This window comes from Piscinibacter sp. HJYY11 (assembly GCF_016735515.1).
Lineage (GTDB): Bacteria > Pseudomonadota > Gammaproteobacteria > Burkholderiales > Burkholderiaceae_C > Rhizobacter.
In genome coordinates, this window is the sequence record NZ_JAERQZ010000002.1 from 383512 (window position 1) to 402423 (window position 18912).

General features: G+C 67.2%; 18 protein-coding genes and 2 riboswitches. Of the genes, 9 read left to right on the forward strand and 9 right to left on the reverse strand.

Features of this window, described 5'->3' with window-relative positions:
- Nucleotides 1-42: 42 nt before the first annotated feature.
- The 3 genes from gcvH to JI745_RS25370 all read right to left on the reverse strand — a co-directional run bounded on the left by gcvH (nucleotide 43) and on the right by JI745_RS25370 (nucleotide 3581).
- On the reverse strand, nucleotides 43-417 hold the full coding sequence (gene gcvH, locus JI745_RS25360) for a glycine cleavage system protein GcvH (RefSeq protein WP_201813300.1): 375 nt from the start codon (nucleotides 415-417) through the stop codon (nucleotides 43-45).
- 36 nt (nucleotides 418-453) lie between these two features.
- Complete coding sequence (gene gcvT / locus JI745_RS25365; RefSeq protein ID WP_201813301.1) at nucleotides 454-1596, reverse strand: glycine cleavage system aminomethyltransferase GcvT; 1143 nt, start codon at nucleotides 1594-1596, stop codon at nucleotides 454-456.
- A 61-nt stretch (nucleotides 1597-1657) separates the two neighbouring features.
- Nucleotides 1658-1769, reverse strand: a riboswitch (glycine riboswitch).
- Between the two features lie 11 nt (nucleotides 1770-1780).
- A riboswitch (glycine riboswitch) is annotated at nucleotides 1781-1870 on the reverse strand.
- 19 nt (nucleotides 1871-1889) lie between these two features.
- Nucleotides 1890-3581 (reverse strand): electron transfer flavoprotein-ubiquinone oxidoreductase, encoded by a 1692-nt coding sequence (locus tag JI745_RS25370; RefSeq protein ID WP_201813302.1) that lies wholly within the window; start codon nucleotides 3579-3581, stop codon nucleotides 1890-1892.
- Nucleotides 3582-3749: 168 nt separating this feature from the next.
- Here JI745_RS25370 and JI745_RS25375 point away from each other — a divergent pair, with 168 nt between their 5' ends.
- From JI745_RS25375 to JI745_RS25385, 3 genes are read left to right on the forward strand one after another with little or no spacing between them, the layout of a single operon-like run.
- Nucleotides 3750-4532, forward strand: coding sequence for an SDR family oxidoreductase (locus tag JI745_RS25375; RefSeq protein ID WP_201813303.1), 783 nt, complete (start codon nucleotides 3750-3752; stop codon nucleotides 4530-4532).
- A complete protein-coding gene (locus JI745_RS25380) occupies nucleotides 4532-5194 on the forward strand; it encodes a YceH family protein (protein WP_201813304.1) in 663 nt (220 codons plus the stop codon). Before JI745_RS25375 ends, JI745_RS25380 begins: the two co-directional genes overlap by 1 nt.
- A gap of 22 nt (nucleotides 5195-5216) precedes the next feature.
- On the forward strand, nucleotides 5217-7634 hold the full coding sequence (locus tag JI745_RS25385; protein ID WP_201813305.1) for a transporter substrate-binding domain-containing protein: 2418 nt from the start codon (nucleotides 5217-5219) through the stop codon (nucleotides 7632-7634).
- A gap of 4 nt (nucleotides 7635-7638) precedes the next feature.
- On the opposite strand, the gene JI745_RS25390 is transcribed toward JI745_RS25385, so the two are convergent.
- Nucleotides 7639-8202, reverse strand: coding sequence for a LuxR C-terminal-related transcriptional regulator (locus JI745_RS25390; RefSeq protein WP_201813306.1), 564 nt, complete (start codon nucleotides 8200-8202; stop codon nucleotides 7639-7641).
- 150 nt (nucleotides 8203-8352) lie between these two features.
- Between JI745_RS25390 and JI745_RS25395 the strand changes: the two genes are divergently transcribed.
- Nucleotides 8353-9054 (forward strand): CoA transferase subunit A, encoded by a 702-nt coding sequence (locus tag JI745_RS25395; protein ID WP_201813307.1) that lies wholly within the window; start codon nucleotides 8353-8355, stop codon nucleotides 9052-9054.
- 10 nt (nucleotides 9055-9064) lie between these two features.
- Nucleotides 9065-9703: a 3-oxoacid CoA-transferase subunit B gene (locus JI745_RS25400; protein ID WP_201813308.1), complete on the forward strand. Its 639-nt coding sequence runs from the start codon at nucleotides 9065-9067 to the stop codon at nucleotides 9701-9703.
- 30 nt (nucleotides 9704-9733) lie between these two features.
- On the opposite strand, the gene JI745_RS25405 is transcribed toward JI745_RS25400, so the two are convergent.
- Entirely contained in the window at nucleotides 9734-10774 is a 1041-nt protein-coding gene (locus JI745_RS25405; RefSeq protein ID WP_201813309.1) for a quinone-dependent dihydroorotate dehydrogenase, read from the reverse strand.
- A gap of 66 nt (nucleotides 10775-10840) precedes the next feature.
- Here JI745_RS25405 and rpiA point away from each other — a divergent pair, with 66 nt between their 5' ends.
- Together rpiA and JI745_RS25415 are read left to right on the forward strand one after the other, a co-directional pair.
- Complete coding sequence (gene rpiA, locus JI745_RS25410) at nucleotides 10841-11500, forward strand: ribose-5-phosphate isomerase RpiA (protein ID WP_201813310.1); 660 nt, start codon at nucleotides 10841-10843, stop codon at nucleotides 11498-11500.
- Nucleotides 11501-11579: 79 nt separating this feature from the next.
- The gene (locus tag JI745_RS25415) at nucleotides 11580-11756 is read left to right on the forward strand and encodes a hypothetical protein (protein ID WP_201813311.1); all 177 of its coding nucleotides are present in this window, start codon (nucleotides 11580-11582) and stop codon (nucleotides 11754-11756) included.
- A 6-nt stretch (nucleotides 11757-11762) separates the two neighbouring features.
- Here JI745_RS25415 and mnmC read toward each other — a convergent pair whose 3' ends face one another.
- The 4 genes from mnmC to earP form a co-directional block, all read right to left on the reverse strand.
- Complete coding sequence (gene mnmC, locus JI745_RS25420) at nucleotides 11763-13697, reverse strand: bifunctional tRNA (5-methylaminomethyl-2-thiouridine)(34)-methyltransferase MnmD/FAD-dependent 5-carboxymethylaminomethyl-2-thiouridine(34) oxidoreductase MnmC (RefSeq protein ID WP_201813312.1); 1935 nt, start codon at nucleotides 13695-13697, stop codon at nucleotides 11763-11765.
- Nucleotides 13694-14632: a heme-dependent oxidative N-demethylase subunit alpha family protein gene (locus JI745_RS25425; RefSeq protein WP_201813313.1), complete on the reverse strand. Its 939-nt coding sequence runs from the start codon at nucleotides 14630-14632 to the stop codon at nucleotides 13694-13696. Before JI745_RS25425 ends, mnmC begins: the two co-directional genes overlap by 4 nt.
- Nucleotides 14633-14701: 69 nt before the next feature.
- Nucleotides 14702-15256: an elongation factor P gene (gene efp, locus JI745_RS25430; protein ID WP_201813314.1), complete on the reverse strand. Its 555-nt coding sequence runs from the start codon at nucleotides 15254-15256 to the stop codon at nucleotides 14702-14704.
- Nucleotides 15257-15344: 88 nt separating this feature from the next.
- Nucleotides 15345-16367: an elongation factor P maturation arginine rhamnosyltransferase EarP gene (gene earP / locus JI745_RS25435; protein WP_201813315.1), complete on the reverse strand. Its 1023-nt coding sequence runs from the start codon at nucleotides 16365-16367 to the stop codon at nucleotides 15345-15347.
- 34 nt (nucleotides 16368-16401) lie between these two features.
- On the opposite strand from earP, the gene uvrC reads away from it, so the two are divergent.
- Together uvrC and JI745_RS25445 are read left to right on the forward strand one after the other, a co-directional pair.
- Nucleotides 16402-18327, forward strand: coding sequence for an excinuclease ABC subunit UvrC (uvrC, locus tag JI745_RS25440; RefSeq protein ID WP_201813316.1), 1926 nt, complete (start codon nucleotides 16402-16404; stop codon nucleotides 18325-18327).
- Complete coding sequence (locus tag JI745_RS25445) at nucleotides 18314-18862, forward strand: hypothetical protein (RefSeq protein WP_310738771.1); 549 nt, start codon at nucleotides 18314-18316, stop codon at nucleotides 18860-18862. The genes uvrC and JI745_RS25445 overlap by 14 nt, the downstream gene beginning before the upstream one ends.
- The last annotated feature ends 50 nt before the right edge of the window (nucleotides 18863-18912 follow it).

Consider the following 18912-nt stretch of genomic DNA (forward strand, 5'->3'; position numbering starts at 1 on the left):
TTTCCAGCAGCGAAGGGCAGGGCGGGGCGGGAAGCGGGGAAATCAGGCGTTCTTCACGAGCGCGTCGTAGGCGGGCGCGTCGAGGAGACCTTCAAACTCGGCCATGTCGCTCACCTTGACCTTGAAGAACCAGCCGTTGCCCAGCGGGTCGCTGTTGGCGAGCGACGGGTCGGCGCGCAGGGCTTCGTTCACCTCCACGATCTCGCCGCTGACGGGCATGTAAATGTCGGCAGCCGCCTTCACCGACTCGACGACACCCGACACCTCGCCCTTCTTGAACGTGCGGCCCACTTCGGGCAAATCGACGAAGACCACGTCACCCAGAGCATCCTGCGCATGCAGCGTGATGCCGACGGTGGCGGCCTCATGGTCCTCGATGTTGATCCACTCGTGGTCGGCGGTGTACATGGTCGTCATGGAAAGGCTCCTGTTTGGGATGTGTTGAATCGGGTTTCAGCCGCGGTGATAACGGTGCGGCGTGAAGGGCATCGGCGCGACGCGCATTGGCTGGCGCTTGCCGCGCACCTCGGCATACACCTCGTGGTGCGCAAGCGCATGGTTGGCGGCGAGGTAGGCCATGGCAATCGGCTGGTTGACGGTGGGTGACAGCGTGCCGCTGGTCACATGGCCGAGCTTGTGGCCCTTGGCGTCGACGATGACGGCGCCTTCGCGTACGGGCACACGCTCCAGGCCGAGCAGGCCGGCGCGCTTGATCGGGGCACCGCTCGCGAGTTGCGATTCGATGACGCTGGCCCCAGGGTAGCCGCCAGCGCGCGCACCGCCGGGGCGGCGCACCTTCTGGATCGCCCAGGTGAGGCCGGCTTCGACCGGGGTCGTAGTCTCGTTGATGTCATGGCCGTAGAGGCACAGGCCCGCTTCGAGGCGCAAGGTGTCGCGTGCACCGAGGCCGGCCGGTTTCACTTCCGGCAATGCAAGCAGGGCGCGCGCCAGGGCAACGGCGTGATCGGCGGGCACCGAGATCTCGAAGCCATCTTCGCCGGTGTAGCCGGAGCGGGTGACAAAGCAGTCGGCGCCGGCGATATGGGCCGACATGCCGGTCATGAAGGTGAGCCTGGCGACGTCTGGATTGAGCTTGCGCAGTGCGTCGACCGCCTTCGGCCCCTGCAGCGCGAGAAGCGCACGGTCGGGCAGCGGTTGCACGGTGCAGCGGTGGCCGATGTGGGTGATGAGGTGGCGGGTGTCGGCGGCCTTGCAGGCGGCGTTGACCACGACGAAGAGGTCGCCTTCGCGGCGCGTGATCATCAGGTCGTCGAGGATGCCGCCGCTGGGGTTGGTGAAGAGCGCGTAGCGCTGCTTGCCCACCGGCAGGTCGACCACGTCGACCGGCACCAGCGTTTCGAGCGCCTTGGCCGCGTCGTCGCCGACGAGGCGCAGCTGGCCCATGTGCGAGACATCGAAGAGCGCCGCCGATTCGCGGCACTGCTTGTGCTCGGCAATGATGCCGCCGGGGTAGTTGACCGGCATCTCGTAGCCGGCAAAGGGCACCATCTTGGCGCCCAGCTCCAGGTGCAGGGCGTGCAGCGGTGTCTTGAGCAGGGCGGCGGGGGCGACAGCAGCAACGGCATTTGCGGACATGGCAGTCTCCGAGGGCATTGTTGAAAAACAAGTGTTCTCCACCGGGGTGAAAAACGCTTGCAATGCCCTCACTGTCCGCTTTACCTGAGAGATTGGCGAGGGCCGCTCACGCAGCACCCGCTTGCCCCTTCGGTGGGCCCACTCGGGGTGGGCCTCTCTCCAGCGAGGAACGCCCCGTTTCCGGAGCGTTTTGTCAGTCCTTTTGCCTGAGCGTTCGAGCAGGGCCCTGCGCCTTCGGCGGCTTCACGGGGAAGCTCTCTCCTGACGACGGGGAGTGTAGCTCCCCCGGTCGATCACATGCCCGAATAATTCGGGCCGCCGCCGCCTTCGGGCGTGACCCAGACGATGTTCTGCGTCGGGTCCTTGATGTCGCAGGTCTTGCAGTGCACGCAGTTCTGCGCGTTGATCTGCAGGCGCTCCTTGCCGGCGTTGGCCTCGTCGGGCACGAACTCGTACACGCCGGCCGGGCAGTAGCGGCTCTCGGGGCCGGCGTACTTGGCGAGGTTGATGTTCACCGGCACCGACTTGTCCTTCAGCGTCAGGTGTGCCGGCTGGTGCTCTTCGTGGTTGGTGTTGGAGATGAACACCGAGCTCAGGCGGTCGAAGGTGAGCTTGCCGTCGGGCTTCGGGTACTCGATCTTCGGGCACTGGTCGGCCGGCTTCAGGTAGGCGTGGTCGGGCTTGTCGCGGTGCATCGTCCACGGCGGCGACTTGATGCCGAGTTTCGGCAGCAGCCAGTACTCGATGCCGGTGCCGATGGTGCCGCCCCACAGGCCCCACTTGAACCACGCCTTCCAGTTGCGAGCCTGGTGCAGTTCCTTGTAAAGCCAGCTGGCTTCGAAAGCCTTGGGATAGGCCGCGAGCTCATCGGCCTGGCGGCCGGCGGTCACGGCTTCGAACGCGGCCTCGGCGGCCAGCATGCCGGTCTTCATGGCGGCGTGGCTGCCCTTGATGCGCGGGCCGTTGAGGAAGCCGGCATCGCAGCCGATCAGCGCACCACCCGGGAACACCGTCTTGGGCAGGCTCAACAGGCCGCCCGCGGTGATGGCGCGCGCGCCGTAGCTCAGGCGCTTGCCGCCTTCGATGTGCTTGCGGATCGCGGGGTGCGTCTTCCAGCGCTGCATCTCCTCGAAGGGGCTCAGCCACGGGTTCTCGTAATTGAGGCCGGTGATGAAGCCGAGCACCACCTTGTTGTCTTCCATGTGGTACAGGAAGCCGCCGCCGTAGGTGTCGCTCTTCAAGGGCCAGCCTGCGGCGTGGATCACCAGGCCCGGCTGATGCTGCTTCGGGTCGACCTCCCACATCTCCTTCACGCCGATGGCGTAGCCCTGCGGGTCACGGCCGTCATCGAGCTTGTACTTGGCGATCAGCTGCTTGCCGAGGTGGCCACGCGAGCCTTCGGCGAACAGGGTGTACTTGCCGTGCAGTTCCATGCCGAGCTGGAAGTTGTCGGAGGGCTCCCCCTGCTTGTTGATGCCCATGTTGCCGGTCGCGATGCCCTTGACCGAGCCGTCTTCGTTGTAGAGCACTTCGGCGGCCGCGAAGCCGGGGAAGATCTCCACGCCCAGTGCTTCGGCCTGCTGCGCGAGCCAGCGCACCACGTTGCCGAGGCTGATGACGTAGTTGCCGTCGTTGTGGAAGTTGTCGGGCATCAGGAAGGCCGGCGTGCTCATCACGCCGGTCTCCGACAGGAAGAGCGCTTCGTCCTTGGTGACGGGCTGGTTGAGCGGAGCGCCGAGCTCCTTCCAGTTCGGGAAGAGCTCGTTCATCGCGATCGGGTCCATCACGGCGCCGCTCAGGATGTGCGCACCGGGCTCCGAACCCTTTTCGAGCACGACCACCGAGATGTCCTTGCCAGCCTTCTCGGCCAGCTGCTTGAGGCGGATCGCTGCCGACAAGCCTGCCGGGCCGCCGCCAACGATGACCACGTCGTATTCCATGGCCTCGCGGGGACCGTACTGGGCAAGTATTTCGGCGGGGGTCATGCAGTCTCCTTGGATGAACAATCGCCGCGCATTCTAATTGGCCGATCGGTCGAAAAGAACGATCGTTCGCTTCTAAGTTCAAGCCAGTTGGTGATGAAGCCTGCACTGCAGGCCGCGTGCTATCTTCATCGCCATCCATTGCAGTACGACATCACAGAGGAGAAGTACATGGCCTACACGATCGACCTGTCCGGCCGCGTGGCACTGGTCACCGGCGCGTCGAGTGGACTTGGCACTCAATTCGCGAAGACGCTCGCCACGGCCGGCGCAGCCGTCGTGCTGGCGGGCCGCAGGGTGGAACGTCTCAAGACCTTGCGCGCCGAGATCGAAGCGGCCGGCGGCGACGCGCACGTGGTGCGCCTCGACGTGACCGACCCCGACAGCATCAAGGCCGCCGTCGCCCACGCCGAGACCGAGACCGGCGCGATCGACATCCTGGTCAACAACTCCGGCGTGAGCACCACGCAGAAGCTCACCGACGTGACGCCCGAGGACTACGACTACGTGATGGACACCAACACCAAGGGTGCCTTCTTCGTGGCGCAGGAGGTGGGCAAGCGCATGCTGGCGCGCGCCAAGGGCGCGGCGCCGGGCACCTTCACCGGCGGGCGCATCGTCAACATCGCCTCGATGGCCGGCCTGAAGGCTCTGGGCCAGATCGGCGTGTACTGCATGAGCAAGGCCGCGGTGATCCACATGACGCGTGCGATGGCGCTCGAGTGGGGGCGCTACGGCATCAACGTGAACGCGATCTGCCCCGGCTACATCGACACCGAGATCAACCACCACCACTGGAATACCGAGCAGGGCCAGAAGCTCATCAACATGATGCCGCGCAAGCGCATCGGTGCGCCGCAGGACCTGGACGTGGTGCTGACGATGCTGTGCTCGAACGAGAGCCACTTCGTGAACGGCGCTGTCATTCAAGCTGACGACGGATTCGCGATCTGATGAGACCGCTGTCGCTTCTTGAAGCGCGCGTGCTCGGCGTGCTCATCGAGAAGGCGCACACCGTGCCCGACAGCTACCCGCTGTCGCTCAATTCGCTCACGCTCGGCTGCAACCAGAAGACCGCGCGCGACCCGGTGATGAACGCCACCGAGTCGGAAGTGCAGGGCGCCATCGATTCGCTGAAGCTGCTGCACCTGGTGTTCGAGTCGAGCGGCTCGCGCGTCGCGCGGTACGAGCACAACATGGGCCGGGCGATGGGCCTGCCGTCGCAGAGCGTGGCGCTGCTGGCGGTGCTCGCGCTGCGGGGCCCGCAGACGAGCTCCGAATTGCGCGCCAACTGCGACCGGCTGCACCGCTTTGCCGATGTGTCGTCGGTGGAAGCGTTTCTCGAAGAGCTGGCCGCGCGCAACGAAGAAAAGGGCGGCCCGCTCGCGCTCAAGCTGCCGCGCGCGCCCGGTGCGCGCGAGCCACGCTGGACGCACCTGCTGTGTGGTGCCGTCGATGTTTCGGCGATGCCGGTTGCGCCGCCATCAGATGACTTCGTGGCCACCAGCGAGCTTGCTGCGCTCAAGTCACAGCAGGCCGCCATGCAGAACGAGCTGGCCGAGCTGCGCGCCCTTGTCGATCGTTTGTATTCAGAATTGGGTGTGAGCAAGACTTAAAGCGACAGCCTGGGAGGGCGCGATGCGCATCGAGATTCCCGAGCAGAAGCGCCTCTGGCGCGCCTGGGCCGGCGTTGCGATGCTGCTGCTGTGCATGGGTGCCTTCGCGCAGGTGCCGATGGTCGAGTTGTCGTCCGACGAGCAGGCCTGGGTGCGCAGCCACCCGGTGCTGCGCCTCGGCGTGGGGCGCGAATACCCGCCGTACTACTTCGCGCCGCCGGAGCCGGGGCAACCGCACGGCTTCATCATCGAGACCATCGCCCTCTGGGCCGAGCGGGTGGGCATGCGGCTCGAGTTCAAGCGCTACGACAGCAACGAGGCCGCCGTGCGGGCGCTGCGGGAAGGCCAGGTCGACATGCTGCCGTATGCGCCGCCTCGCCGCGAGGACAGCGCCGTGCTCCACACGCTGCCGGTGTTCGCCGGCAACCAGGTGCTGGTGGCGCGGCGCGACCTGCCCGACATCTCGGCCACCGACAACTTCGGCCAGTACCGCGTGGCGGTGGTGGAGGAGACGCCCGCCGCGACGCTGATGGCCGCCCGCTTTCCGCAGGCGCAGGTGCTGCGCTTCGCCACGCCGGAGCAGGCGCTGCGCGCCGTCGCGTCAGGCTCGGCGGATCTCTTCGTCGGCTATCAGCAGGTGGTGGTCTACCACGTCGAAAAGCTGCTGCTGGCGAACCTGGCCGTGCGCCGCAACCTCGGGCCGGGGCCGGTGCCGATCGGGCCGACGGTGCGGCGCGACGCGAAGGAACTGCGCGCGGTGCTGTCGCATGCCGTCGATTCCGTCACCGCCGCCGACCGCTCGCTGCTGGCCGCGCGCTGGCTGCCCGCAGGGGCGCTCCGCGCCGTCTCCGGTGAGGCGGCGCAGCTCACGCCGGCCGAGCTGGAATGGGTGGGCCGGCACGGCAACATCCGCGTGGGCTTCGATGCGAGCTTCTCGCCGATCACGAGCCAGGGCGATCTCAACGACCCGCAAGGCATGGGCATCGACTACCTGCGCCTCGTGGCGCGCAAGACCGGCCTCGCGATCCAGCGCGAAGTGGGCTCGTCGTTCGCCGATGTCTATGCGCGTGGGGCGGCGGGTGAGCTGGACGTGATCGTCGGCCTGGTGCGCACGCCGCTGCGCCGGGCGGACTATGAATTCGTCGGCCCGTTCGCGCGCGTGCCGACCGCCATCGTGATGCGCGACGACGACACCTCGCTCATCACCGACACGCGCGAGTTCGGTGTGCGCAAGGTGGCGCTGCTTCGGCAGCACTTCCTCATCCCCGAGTTGCGGGCGCGGCACCCCGGCGTCCACCTCGTCGAGCTCGACCGCCAGGACCAGGTGCTCTCGGCGGTGGCCGAAGGGGCGGCCGATGTGGCGCTGGGCAACGTGAAGGTGGTGAACGAACTGCTCGAGCGGCGCTTCGGCGGCAACCTGCGCATCACCGGCACGGTGTCAGGCGGCGACAGCGAGCTCTATTTCGGCGTGCGGCGTGACCAGCCCGAGCTCACGCAGATCCTGCGCAAGGGGCTCGATGCGGTGAGCGAGGCCGAGGCCGCAGCCATCGCGCAGCGGTGGCTGGTGGTGACGGTGCAGCCCGGCGTGCCGTGGGCGAAGCTGCTCGCATGGGGTGGGCCGGTGCTGCTGGCCTTGCTGATCGGCATGGGGCTGCTGTGGCGCAGCCGCCGTGGCATGGCAGAGGCCCGTGCGATCGAGGCGCGCGGGCGGCGTCTGGCCGAAGAGGCGGTGGCCACGCGCGGTCGCTTCCTGGCGTACCTCTCGCATGAGCTGCGCGGCACGCTCGGTGCCGTGGCGAGTGGCGCCGAGATGGCGAAGACGCAGCGCGATCCGGCCTTCCAGGAGCGGCTGCTCGATGCGATGGCCGAGTCCATGCGCGGCTTGAGCCAGGTGCTGGAGACGACGCTGGCCTACGAGCAGACGCTGGCCAAGCCGGTGCAACTGCAACCCGAGCCCTTGAGCCTGTCGGTGCTGTGGACACGGATGACGGCACCGGGCGAACTCGCCGCACGGCAGAAAGGGCTGGTCTTCGAGTCTCGATGCGAAGCCGGCGACCAGACCGTGGTGGTCGACGCGCCGCGGCTTCAGCAGGTGGTGACCAACCTGCTGCAGAACGCGGTGAAGTTCACCGACAAGGGCACCGTCTCGGTGGTCGGCCGCTGGGTGGGCGGGCCCGATGAAGAGCAGCCCCCGCTTTTCGAGGTGGCCGTGACCGACAGCGGCCCCGGCATGACGGCCGAGGAGCTGGCGCAGATCTTCGAGCCGTATTCGCAGGGCCGCGCCGGCATGCGGCTGGGGCAGGGCGTGGGCCTCGGGCTGGCCATCAGCCGGCAGATCGTGGCGGCGATGGGCGGCACGCTGCAGGCCCACAGCGAGACGGGCAAGGGCTCCACCTTCGTCCTGCAGGTGACGCTGCCGCCTGCGACGGCAGCGAGCTGAGCGCTCAGGCGCTCAGCAGCTTGTGCACCAGGTCGGGCGTGGTGCTGGCGGCGTACTTGCGCATCAGCCGGGCGCGATAGACGTCGACGGTGCGGGGGCTGATGCCCAGCCGCTTGCCGATCAGCTTGCTGGTCAGGCCGTCGATCAGCAGCGCGGCGATCTCGCGTTCACGTGCGGTGAGCTCTGCCTTCAGTTGCCGGCGCGACGAGAGGTCTTCGAACGACCACACGCCCGCCGCGTGCGGTTGCTTCGGGTCAAGCGCGCGGCCCGACACGTGGCACCAGAAGAGCTGCCCGCGGTGCGGGCCGTCGACGCGCTTCATCACCCGTTCGTCGGCATACCAGCCGCTGGCATCGAGGCTGGCCACGATGCGCTGGCCGGTGCGCTCGAACTCGTCGTGCGTGGGGTAGAGGATCTCGAACGACTGCCCGATCACCTGCTCCTTGCTCGCGCCGAACATCTCCAGCAGCTGCTGGTTGCAGTCGAGCATCAGGCGATTGCGCGACAGCACCAGGCCCACCGGCGCGTGCTCGAAAGCGGTGCGGTAGTCGTCGGGGGTGAGCGCCATGTCAGCGGAGGTCGAAGAAGGTGAAGGCAAGGAAGGAGTAGGCAAGAAAAAAGGGAGGCCGGGTATGTGGTTAGTGAATTCTACGTAACGACTACGTAATGCGTTACGTAGTACGCTTGCGCGCTGCAAATATTCCTTGCTGGAGGCGTGATGAACAAGGTTTACGCGAGTGCCGCGGAGGCACTGAAAGGCGTCGTGAAGGACGGGCAACTGCTCGCCGTGGGCGGCTTCGGCCTGTGTGGCATTCCCGAGGCGCTGATCGCGGCCTTGCGCGACAGCGGGGTGAAGAACCTCACCGCCATTTCCAACAACGCCGGCGTCGATGGCTTCGGCCTCGGCCAGCTGCTCGAGACGCGCCAGATCAAGAAGATGATCTCGAGCTACGTCGGCGAGAACAAGGAGTTCGAGCGCCAGTACCTGGCCGGTGAACTCGAGCTCGAATTCACGCCGCAGGGCACGCTGGCCGAGAAGCTGCGCGCCGGTGGCGCCGGCATCCCGGCCTTCTTCACCCGCACCGGGGTGGGCACCATCGTCGCCGAAGGCAAGGAAACCCGCGAGTTCGACGGCCAGCTCTACGTGATGGAAAAGGCGCTCGTGCCCGACGTCGCGCTCGTCAAGGCGCACACCGCCGACAAGAGCGGCAACCTCGTGTTCCGCCGCACCGCGCGCAACTTCAACCCGGCGTGCGCGATGGCCGGCAAGATCACCATCGTCGAGGTGGAAAAGATCGTGGAGACCGGCGAGATCGACCCCGATGCCGTCCACCTGCCGGGCATCTACGTGCACCGCATCGTGCTGAACGCCACGCCCGAGAAGCGCATCGAAAAGCGCCTCACCCGTCCGGCCGCTTAAGGAGATCGACATGCCCTGGACCCAAGACGAAATGGCCGCGAAGGCCGCTTCCGAGCTGAAGGATGGCTTCTACGTCAACCTCGGCATCGGCATTCCCACGCTGGTGGCCAACCACGTGCCGGCCAACATCGAGGTGTGGCTGCAAAGTGAAAACGGCATGCTCGGCATCGGCCCCTTCCCGACCGAAGACGAGGTCGACGCCGACCTCATCAACGCCGGCAAGCAGACCGTGACGACCATCCCCGGCACCAGCATCTTCGGCTCGCACGACAGCTTCGCGATGATTCGCGGCGGCAAGATCAACCTCGCCATCCTCGGCGCGATGCAGGTCAGCGAAAAGGGCGACCTCGCCAACTGGATGATCCCCGGCAAGATGGTCAAGGGCATGGGCGGCGCGATGGACCTGGTGGGGGGTGTGCCGCGCGTGCTGGTCGTGATGGAGCACGTGGCCAAGAAGAAGGATGGCACCACCGACCTCAAGATCCTGCCCAAGTGCACGCTGCCGCTGACGGGCGTGGGCGTGGTCAACCGCATCATCACCGACCTCGCGGTGATGGACGTGACGCCGCAAGGCCTGAAGGTCGTGGAGATGGCCCCTGGCGTGACGCGCGAAGAGCTGCAGAGCAAGACCGGCGTGCCGCTGCATTGAGCGGCTTGCTGCCCGATGAAAAGGCCGCGCTCAGCGGCCTTTTTTGATGGCGTTCGCGGCTTCGGGCACGAGGGCCGGGCCCTTGTAGATGAAGCCGGTGTAGAGCTGGACGAGGTCGGCTCCGGCGGCGATCTTCGCGCGAGCATCGTCGCCGCTCATCACGCCGCCCGCGCCGATGATCGGCACCTCGCGGCCGAGTGCGGCGCGCAGGAGCGAGATCACGCGGTTGCTGGCCTCGAACACCGGCGCGCCCGAGAGGCCGCCGGTCTCTTCGCCATGGTGCAGGTGCTTCACCTTGTCGCGCGCGATGGTGGTGTTGGTGGCGATCACGCCGTCGATGCCGTTCTTGCGGATGGTGGCGGCGATCACCTGAACCTGCGCGTCGTCGAGGTCGGGTGCGATCTTCACGAACATCGGCACCTTGCGGCCGTGCTGCGCGGCGAGCTCCAGGCGGCGCTGTTGCAAGGCCGCCAGCAGCGCGTCGAGCGCTTCGTCGCTTTGCAGCTCGCGCAAGTTCTTCGTGTTGGGCGACGAGATGTTGACCGTCACGTAGTCGGCATGCGGGTACACGCCGTCGAGGCCGATCAGGTAGTCGTCGACCGCGCGCTCGATGGGCGTGGCAGCGTTCTTGCCGATGTTCAGGCCCAGCACGCCGCCTTGCTGGCGGAAGCGGCTGCGCTTCACGTTCTCGATGAAGACGCTCAAGCCTTCGTTGTTGAAGCCCAGGCGGTTGATGAGCGCGTTGGCTTCGGTCAGGCGGAACATGCGCGGCTTCGGGTTGCCTGCTTGCGCCTTCGGCGTGACCGTGCCCACCTCGACGCAGCCGAAGCCCATCGCGCCGAAAGCGTCGATGCAACGGCCGTTCTTGTCGAGCCCGGCCGCGAGGCCGATGCGGTTGGGAAAGCGGATGCCGGCGATCGTCACCGGGTCGTCGACCCGCGCCTGCGACACCGCACAGATCAGCGGCGTGTGCTGGATGCGCGCGAGGGCGCCGAGCGTGAGGTCGTGGGCCTGTTCGGGGTCGAGGCCAAAGAGAAAAGGGCGGGTGAGCGCGTAGGGAACGAGGGGCATGCCGGTACGACTGGCGAGCAGCGTCTTGGATAATCGGGCGATTGTCTTTCAAACACCCCACGCACCATGACTCAGGATGAACTCAAGGCCCTCGTCGGGCAAGCGGCGCTCGACTACGTGGTGCCGGGCAGCATCGTCGGCGTGGGCACCGGCTCGACCGTCAACTGCTTCATCGACGCGCTCGCCGGCATCAAGGACCGCATCGCGGGCGCCGTCTCCAGCAGCGAGAAGAGCAGCGAGCGGCTGCGGGCGCACGGCATCCGCGTGCTCGACAGCAACACCGTCGAGCGCCTGCCGGTCTACATCGACGGTGCCGACGAGATCGACCACCGCGGAAACATGGTGAAGGGGGGCGGTGCTGCGCTCACGCGCGAAAAGATCGTGGCCGACCTCGCCGAGCGATTCATTTGTATTGCCGATGAGTCGAAACTCGTCGATACGCTCGGCAAATTCCCGCTGCCGGTCGAGGTGATCCCGATGGCCGCGACGCAGATCGCCCGGCGTTTCAAGAAGCACGGCGGCGACGCGGTGCTGCGGGCTGGCGTCGTGACCGACAACGGCTGCCACATCCTCGACGTGCGCGGCCTCTCGATCACCGACCCGGCCGGAATGGAAGCCGAGGTCAGTCAATGGCCCGGCGTGGTGACGGTTGGCATCTTCGCGCGCCACAAGGCCAGCGTGTGCCTGTTGGGCACGCCGCAGGGCGTGAAGACACTCACTTTCTGAGCGCTCTCTTCCAGCGGCCGCCGAAAAGCGCGTACCCTCGCGCGTATCGCACCAGGTGCACCCACAGGAAGGATGGCGCATGGCAAAACCCAACTACTCATTCGAAAAGCGCCAGCGCGAGCTGGCCAAGAAGAAAAAGAAGGAAGAGAAGCTGAAGGAAAAGGCCGACCGCAAGGCCGGCGTTGAGCCCGCTCCGAGTGAGCCGGAAGACGCGCCGCCGGCGCAGGACGTGGCGGCGCCGCCCAGCCAGGGCTGACACCCGTTATCCGACCCGCGGCCGGCGAGCGCTGCGGCTGATGAAGCGAGCGGGGGCGATGGCGTCCACGAGGCTGGCTTCGATCGGTGCAGGCGCACCGGCGATCCATGACGCCACCGTGCGCGCTCCGAGCGTGGACCACGTGATGCCACGCGAGCCCAATGCGGTGAAGACAAACAGGCCCGGCAGGCAATGCACGAAGCGCGGCTGGTCGAGCCGCCCCTGTTGATCGGCGGGCGCGGGCACGGCGCCCACCACCGGCAGGCGGTCTTGTGCCGCCGTTCGCCAGCCGACCCGGCCATGCACCGTTTCAATAGGCAAATCCCCAAGCTCAACCCCGGTCAGATCCCGCAGGACCGCGAGGTTGGCCGCGTGGTCGGCGGGGCGAACATCGGGCTCGCGGTCGCCGGGCTGGGACGTGGCGCCGAAGAGCGCCAGCCCGTTGACCTCTGGAAGCACATAGCCTGATCCGGCCAACGGCAGGCGAGGGAGCACGAGGTGCGGTACGAGATCGCGTTGGAAGTGGCTGATCTGGCCGCGCACGATGCCGATGGGCCAGTCGTGCGCGTCGAGCAGGCGCATCGCTTCGGCCGCATTGGCCAGCACCACGCTCTCGGCTTCGTCGAGCACACGGCCCTCTGCATCGAGCAATTGCCAGCTGTCGCCGTGCCGCTTGAGGCGTGAGACGGTCACGCCACCTTGGAACCGCGCCAGCGGTGAGGCTTGCGCCAGCCAGGCGCGGGCCGTTGCCGCGGGGTCGACCCAGCCGCCGCCCGGGTAGAACCATGCGGCCTGACGCAGCGTGACTCCGCTCAAGGCGCTGGCTTCGGCGGGCGACACGGCCTGGACATAGTCCGCCGGCAAGCCGAGTCGCGTGATGACGTCTTGCAGGGCTGCGGGCTGCGCCTCGTCCAGGCGCAGCAAGCCATTGATGGCGCCGGCGACAGACGGGTCTTCCAGGACGCGGCGGATGGCCCTACGTGCCATCAGCGCCGCGGCACGGTTGAATCGGGCGTGGGTGCCGTCCTGGGCGTTCACGATGCCGTGGAAGAGGCCGGCCGGGTTGCCGGATGTCTCGCTCGCGGGCGTGTCGCGCCGGTCGTAGACGGTGCTGCTCCATCCTTCCTGGGCCAGTGCCAGGGCCGTGGCACTGCCGGCCAGGCCCGCGCCCACGATGAGCGCATGCTGAGGTGTGGCGTGTCTCGATGTTCGGGAAGGCGGCCTGCGCGGCACGAATGAGGGCGCGTAGCGGGCGAGGGTGATGTCGCGCTTGCCGCCGGTGCCACGCGCTTCGCGCACATCGAAACCTGCCGAGCGCAAGCCCTCACGGACCGCGCTGGCCGAGGTCCAGGTGGCCAAGGTCGCACCCGGTGCGGCGAGGCGCGCGAGCGCCTTGGCGATGTGGGCGTCCCACATCTCCGCGTTGCGTGCCGGTGCGAAGCCGTCGAGGTAGAAGGCATCGACGTCGGCCACCAGTTCGGGCAGCCAGCTGCGCACGTCGCCGAGGGCAAGCAGCAGGCGCACGCGACCTGCCTCGAACTCGAGCGTGTGCAGGTTGTGCGTGAGAGAGGGCCAGGCATCGACCAGCGTGGCGGCCAGCGTTGGCGCAGGCGATTGTGCGTGGGCGCGCCGCATGTCGTCGGCGGTGAGAGGGTGCTGCTCGACCGAGATGAACACCAGCCGCTCGCATCGGGCCGGGTCGTCGCGCCATGCCTGCCAGGTGGCGAGGAAGTTGTTGCCGAGGCCGAAGCCGGTTTCCAGCACGACGAAGCGCGAGCGGCCCTGCCAGCGCGCTGGCAGCTCATTGCCGCCGAGGAACACATAACGTGCCTGCACGAAGGCACCGGCGCGCGGGTGGTAGATGTCCTGGTAGTGCGCCGAGTACGGCACGCCGTCGTCGGTATAGGCCAGCGTGGCCGCGGTGATGGGCCGGGTGTTCATCCGGCGGCGCGGGCCTGCAGCCACTCGAGCAGGCGGCCGCGGGCATCGGTGAGGCTGCGGTAGGCCAGCACCGCGTCGCTCATGCTTGCGAGCGCATCGTGCAACTGCTGCGCCTGGGCGGCGCTGGCCAGCGCTTGGGTGAGCGGCGTGAGGGTCACATGGATGGTGAACACCGCCTGCTGCAGTCCAGGCAGGGGAATGAAGGTCTGGTGCTCGGTGCGGAAGAAGGCGCGCTCGGCCAGTGTCCGGGCGTCGGCGGTCGCGGGCCAGGGGGCCGGGTCCAATCGCGCCGGGTGGGCATGCAGGCGCGGGTGCCGGGTGATGCTCCACACGTCACGGGACCAGCGCTCGTCACCGGTCACCAGCCGCGCCAGGTGATCGCTGGCCGTCACCAGCCGCTGGTTGTCGGCCACCGGGGCATGGACCTCGGCGAAGTGGCGCCCGACCTTCTCTTCCGGCGCCCAGCCGGATGGAAGGCACACCGCCAGCCAGGGGATGTGGGCGGTGCGGCCATCGATGACGGCGAAGTCTTCGGCAAACGCCAGGCTCAGCAGTGCGGGCAGCCGCCAAGGCGGAGGCAGCGCATGCAGGCACGGGCCGATGTCGGCTTGTGCGTTGGCGTGTGGCTCGAACTGGCCTTCACGCACCGACCAGCCCAGCCACCTGGCATGACCGTGGCCGGCACCGAGGGAGGACCAAGCCTCTGGATGCTCGGCGGCGGCATGCTCGCTGAGGGCCTGCAGCGCGGGAGATGGATCGAAACCTGGCGCGCAGAGCAAAGCCTGGCCGGCGTAGGCGCCGAGCACCGCGAGTTTTTCGCGCAGCGCCCGGTGACCCGGCGCATTGGGGGTCAGCTGTGTCGCACCGGGGGGCAGCCGGCGCAGGCCGGGCTGCATGCGGAACGGGGCGCTGACGCTCGCGAAGTCGAATGCCATCCGCAAATGATGCCCACAAAAGAGAAGGGCCCGCAAAGCGGGCCCGCCTTCGTCTCTGGCCGAGAGGCCTCAGACGCGCTTGCGGTACTCGTGCGTACGGGTGTCGATTTCGATCTTGTCGCCGGTTTCCACAAAGAGCGGCACCGCGATCTCGAAGCCCGTGGCCAGCTTGGCCGGCTTCATCACCTTGCCCGAGGTGTCGCCCTTGACGGCCGGCTCGGTGTAGGTCACTTCGCGCACCAGGCTGGTCGGCAGTTCGACCGAGATGGCCTTGCCTTCATAGAACACCACTTCGACCGGCATCTGCTCTTCCAGGTACTGGATCGCGTCGCCCATGTTCTCGGCCTCGACCTCGAACTGGTTGTACTCGGCATCCATGAAGGCGTACATCGGGTCGGCGAAGTAGGAGTAGGTGCACTCCTTCTTCTCGAGAATGATTTGGTCCATCTTGTCGTCGGCCTTGAAGACGACTTCGGTGCCCGAGTTGTTGAGCAGGCTCTTGAGCTTCATGCGCACGGTGGCGGCATTGCGGCCACCGCGGCTGTATTCGGTCTTGAGGACGACCATCGGGTCCTTGCCGTGCATGATGACGTTGCCGGCGCGAATTTCTTGAGCGATCTTCATAGCGATTCCCGTGGGGGTTTCCGTGTGCGTAGCAGGGGGTGCGCGCGCCGAACGGAACGACCTGTCAGGACGCGCAAAACGGCGGATTTTAGCCTGCTTCCGTGGCGAAACCCACCAGCTGCGTGGTCAAGTCCGGCTGCGCCAGCAACTGTTCACGCCAGTACCGACATGGGGTCGTCCAGTCTGCGGACGAGGGCTCCGGGGTTTGCAAGGGCCAGGGGCCGAGGCCGTTCCATGCGTGCCAGAGCGCGCGCAATCCGGGCACGTGCGGGAACCTGTCGAGAAAGGCATCGAGCTTTGCGGCATGGGCACCATCTGCCTGCGGGTAGATGTGCCACACGAAGGGCTTTCCGGCCCACTGGGCGCGCACGAAGGAGTCTTCGCCGCGCACGAAGTTGAGGTCGCAGCTCCAGAGGAGCCGGTCGTAGTCGGGCTGGCGGAGGTAGGGCAGGGTCTGACACCGCACCTGAGCGGGAAGGCGCGACGGCGCAGTACGGCCGGCCGCGAGCAGCAGCAGGGTGGGCGCCTTCCCGAGGGAGGCGAGCAGTGATTCGAAGGCGGGGTTCTCGTATGAGAACAGGCTCACCAGGCGCTCACCCTCGTGGGGCGTGATGCCGTGCGCCGCCAACCAGGCCTCGCGGTTGAAATGGGCGTGCGCGGCTATCAGATCGGGCTCACGCAGCAAGCCACCGGTGGCCGGAGTGAAGCCGGGGTAGAAGAACCATTTGGTCAAGCCTTTGCCGGGCCCTTGCCACTGCGGCGAAGGCAGTCGGTGGCTGCGCTCGACGTAGGACTCGGCGCTGAGATATTCGAGGTTGATCCAGCGTGGCGGCCGCGTCGCTGCGGCCATGCGTGCAACGAAAGCGTCGGGCACGGTGCAGCCGAAGGCTTCGATGACGACATCGCCAGGCTGCGCCTCCTCGAGGCTGGCCTGCCAGGGCAGCACCGTGACGCCCGTCGCGCCTTCGGGCGCCATCCAGGCGAATGCGGCGGGGTCGTCGATCCACAGGCGCACCGCGTGGCCACGCGACGCGAGGTCGGCCGACAGGCGCCAGCACACGCCGATGTCGCCGTAGTTGTCGATCACCTGACAGAACACATCCCACTGCATCGGCCGATTATCGAGGCGGCACAATCGTCGTCTGATGAGCGAGACAGAGTTCCCCGATCAACCCGAGCAGGGTCCTGCGCAAGACGCAGTGCGCGAGCGGCTGCTGGCCGAGGTGGCCGCCTTGCCCGGCCTGCCTGGTGTCTACCGCTACTACGACGCGAGCGAAGCAGTGCTGTATGTAGGCAAGGCGCGCGACCTGAAGAAGCGCGTCTCGAGCTACTTCCAGAAGAACCACGGCGGCACGCGCATCGGCCACATGGTCAGCAAGATCGCGCGCATGGAGACGACGGTCGTGCGCTCGGAGGCCGAGGCGCTGCTGCTCGAGAACAACCTCATCAAGTCGCTCGACCCGCGCTACAACATCCTCTTCCGCGACGACAAGAGCTACCCGTACCTCAAGATCGTGTCGCACAAATTTCCGCGCATGGCGTACTACCGGGGTTCGGTCGATCGCAAGCACCGCTATTTCGGTCCGTACCCGAGCGCGTGGGCGGTGAAGGAATCGATCCAGCTGCTGCAGAAGGTGTTCCGCCTGCGCACCTGCGAAGACACGGTCTTCAACAACCGCACACGGCCCTGCCTGCTGTACCAGATCAAGCGCTGCTCCGGCCCCTGCGTGAACTACATCGGCCCCGAGGATTACGCGCGCGACGTGGCGAATGCCGAGCGCTTCCTGCTTGGCGAGCAGCAGGAGGTGATGGACGCGCTGCAATCGCAGATGATGGCTCACTCGGAAGCGCTGGCCTTCGAGAAGGCGGCCGAGATCCGCGACCAGATCGGCGCCTTGTCCAAGGTGCTGCACCAGCAGTCGGTGGAAGACAACACCGGCGCGACGACGAAGGATGCCGACATCCTGGCCGTGAAGGTGCAGGGCGGTCGCGCCTGCGTGAACCTCGCGATGGTGCGAGGCGGACGCCACCTGGGCGACCGCCCGTATTTCCCGACGCATGTCGACGACGCGACCGAGATGGAACTGGAGGACGGCGAGGCGCGCAGCTCGCCCGAAGTGCAGGTGCTGGAAGCCTTCATCGCACAGCACTATCTCGAAAGCAGCGTGCCGCCCCTGCTCGTGCTGAGCCATGCGGTCGACAAGGCGCTGATCGAGGCCCTGTCGGTGCACAGCGGCACAAAGGTCACCGCCCAGCATCAGCCGCGCGAGCAGCGCCGGGCCTGGCTCGACATGTGCATCCAGGGCGCCGAAATCAAGCTGGCGCGGCTGCTGTCGGAAGAAGGCTCCCAGCAGGCCCGCACACGGGCGCTGGTGGAGGCGCTGGACCTTGCACCCGACAACCTCGACACCTTCCGAATCGAGTGTTTCGACATCAGCCACACCGCGGGCGAGTCGACGCAGGCGTCATGCGTGGTGTTCGAAGGCCACAAGATGCAGAGCTCGCAATACCGCCGCTACAACATCGAAGGCATCACCGGCGGTGACGACTACGCCGCGATGCGGCAGGTGCTCACGCGGCGCTACAGCAAGCTGGCGGCAGCGGCGCAGGCAGGTGAAGGGCGGCTGCCTGACCTGGTGCTGGTCGACGGCGGGCGTGGGCAGGTCAGCATGGCGCGCGAGGTCTTCGAGGAGCTGGGGCTGGACATCTCGCTCATCGTCGGCGTGGAGAAGGGCGAGGGCCGCAAGGTCGGCCTCGAAGAGCTGGTCTTCGCCGACGGCCGCAGCAAGGTCTACCTCGGGGCCGATTCCGCGGCCCTGATGCTCGTGGCGCAGATCCGCGACGAAGCCCACCGGTTCGCCATCACCGGCATGCGTGCAAAGCGTGCCAGTGTGCGCACCGGAGCCAGTGTTCTCGAGGAAATCCCGGGCGTCGGCCCGAAGAAACGTGCGAAACTTTTGCAGCGCTTCGGGGGGGCTCGTGGCGTTGGCCACGCCAGTGTCGAAGACCTCGCCAGCGTGGATGGGATCTCCAAAGAACTCGCAGAGGAAATCTATCGTGCGTTGCATTGACCTCACGCCATCCCGCAGCTCTGCCAGCTGGGCCGTCGTCGGCAGCCTGATGATTGCCGTGGGCCTCGCAGGGTGCGGAAGCAGTCCGAGTGCACCGTCGGCACCGGCACCCTCCGCGCCCAGCAAGGCCGCCGCGCCTGCAGCGCCCGCGCCGGCACCGGCGCCCGCAGTGTCGGGCGGCGTGAAGCTGCCGCCTCCGGCCCTGTCGCGCAACTGGAACGAGTACAAGCTGCAGGCGGCCAAGCGCATGGTCGCCGCCAACCCGACGGGCACCTACACCGGCAAGCCGCAGCAGATGCTGCTTGCGATCCCGGTGCTCGAGATCGAGCTGAATGCCGATGGCAGCGTCAAGAACATCGATGTGATGCGCCGCCCGAGCCAGGCGCAGGAGACCACGCAGATGGCGATCGATGCGGTGAAGCGCGCCGCGCCCTTCGGCGATGTCTCGAAGTTGCCCAAGCCCTGGAAGTTCGCCGAGGCCTTCCTCTTCAACGACGACAGGCGCTTCAAGCCACGCACGCTCGACGCGCAATAACCTCCAATCTGAAGAACGCGCGGGCGAAGCCGAGAAGTTCGGCACAATCC

What these genes read in the sequence shown, in the direction of transcription:
- JI745_RS25400 (WP_201813308.1), top strand. Translation starts at nt 9,065, where the DNA reads ATGCCCTGGACCCAAGACGAAATGGCCGCGAAGGCCGCTTCCGAGCTG.
- earP (WP_201813315.1), bottom strand. Translation starts at nt 16,367, where the DNA reads ATGCAGTGGGATGTGTTCTGTCAGGTGATCGACAACTACGGCGACATC.
- JI745_RS25380 (WP_201813304.1), top strand. Translation starts at nt 4,532, where the DNA reads ATGAGACCGCTGTCGCTTCTTGAAGCGCGCGTGCTCGGCGTGCTCATC.
- JI745_RS25425 (WP_201813313.1), bottom strand. Translation starts at nt 14,632, where the DNA reads ATGGCATTCGACTTCGCGAGCGTCAGCGCCCCGTTCCGCATGCAGCCC.
- JI745_RS25385 (WP_201813305.1), top strand. Translation starts at nt 5,217, where the DNA reads ATGCGCATCGAGATTCCCGAGCAGAAGCGCCTCTGGCGCGCCTGGGCC.
- rpiA (WP_201813310.1), top strand. Translation starts at nt 10,841, where the DNA reads ATGACTCAGGATGAACTCAAGGCCCTCGTCGGGCAAGCGGCGCTCGAC.
- JI745_RS25405 (WP_201813309.1), bottom strand. Translation starts at nt 10,774, where the DNA reads ATGCCCCTCGTTCCCTACGCGCTCACCCGCCCTTTTCTCTTTGGCCTC.
- JI745_RS25415 (WP_201813311.1), top strand. Translation starts at nt 11,580, where the DNA reads ATGGCAAAACCCAACTACTCATTCGAAAAGCGCCAGCGCGAGCTGGCC.
- mnmC (WP_201813312.1), bottom strand. Translation starts at nt 13,697, where the DNA reads ATGAACACCCGGCCCATCACCGCGGCCACGCTGGCCTATACCGACGAC.
- gcvT (WP_201813301.1), bottom strand. Translation starts at nt 1,596, where the DNA reads ATGTCCGCAAATGCCGTTGCTGCTGTCGCCCCCGCCGCCCTGCTCAAG.
- JI745_RS25390 (WP_201813306.1), bottom strand. Translation starts at nt 8,202, where the DNA reads ATGGCGCTCACCCCCGACGACTACCGCACCGCTTTCGAGCACGCGCCG.
- JI745_RS25370 (WP_201813302.1), bottom strand. Translation starts at nt 3,581, where the DNA reads ATGACCCCCGCCGAAATACTTGCCCAGTACGGTCCCCGCGAGGCCATG.
- JI745_RS25375 (WP_201813303.1), top strand. Translation starts at nt 3,750, where the DNA reads ATGGCCTACACGATCGACCTGTCCGGCCGCGTGGCACTGGTCACCGGC.
- gcvH (WP_201813300.1), bottom strand. Translation starts at nt 417, where the DNA reads ATGACGACCATGTACACCGCCGACCACGAGTGGATCAACATCGAGGAC.
- JI745_RS25395 (WP_201813307.1), top strand. Translation starts at nt 8,353, where the DNA reads ATGAACAAGGTTTACGCGAGTGCCGCGGAGGCACTGAAAGGCGTCGTG.
- uvrC (WP_201813316.1), top strand. Translation starts at nt 16,402, where the DNA reads ATGAGCGAGACAGAGTTCCCCGATCAACCCGAGCAGGGTCCTGCGCAA.
- efp (WP_201813314.1), bottom strand. Translation starts at nt 15,256, where the DNA reads ATGAAGATCGCTCAAGAAATTCGCGCCGGCAACGTCATCATGCACGGC.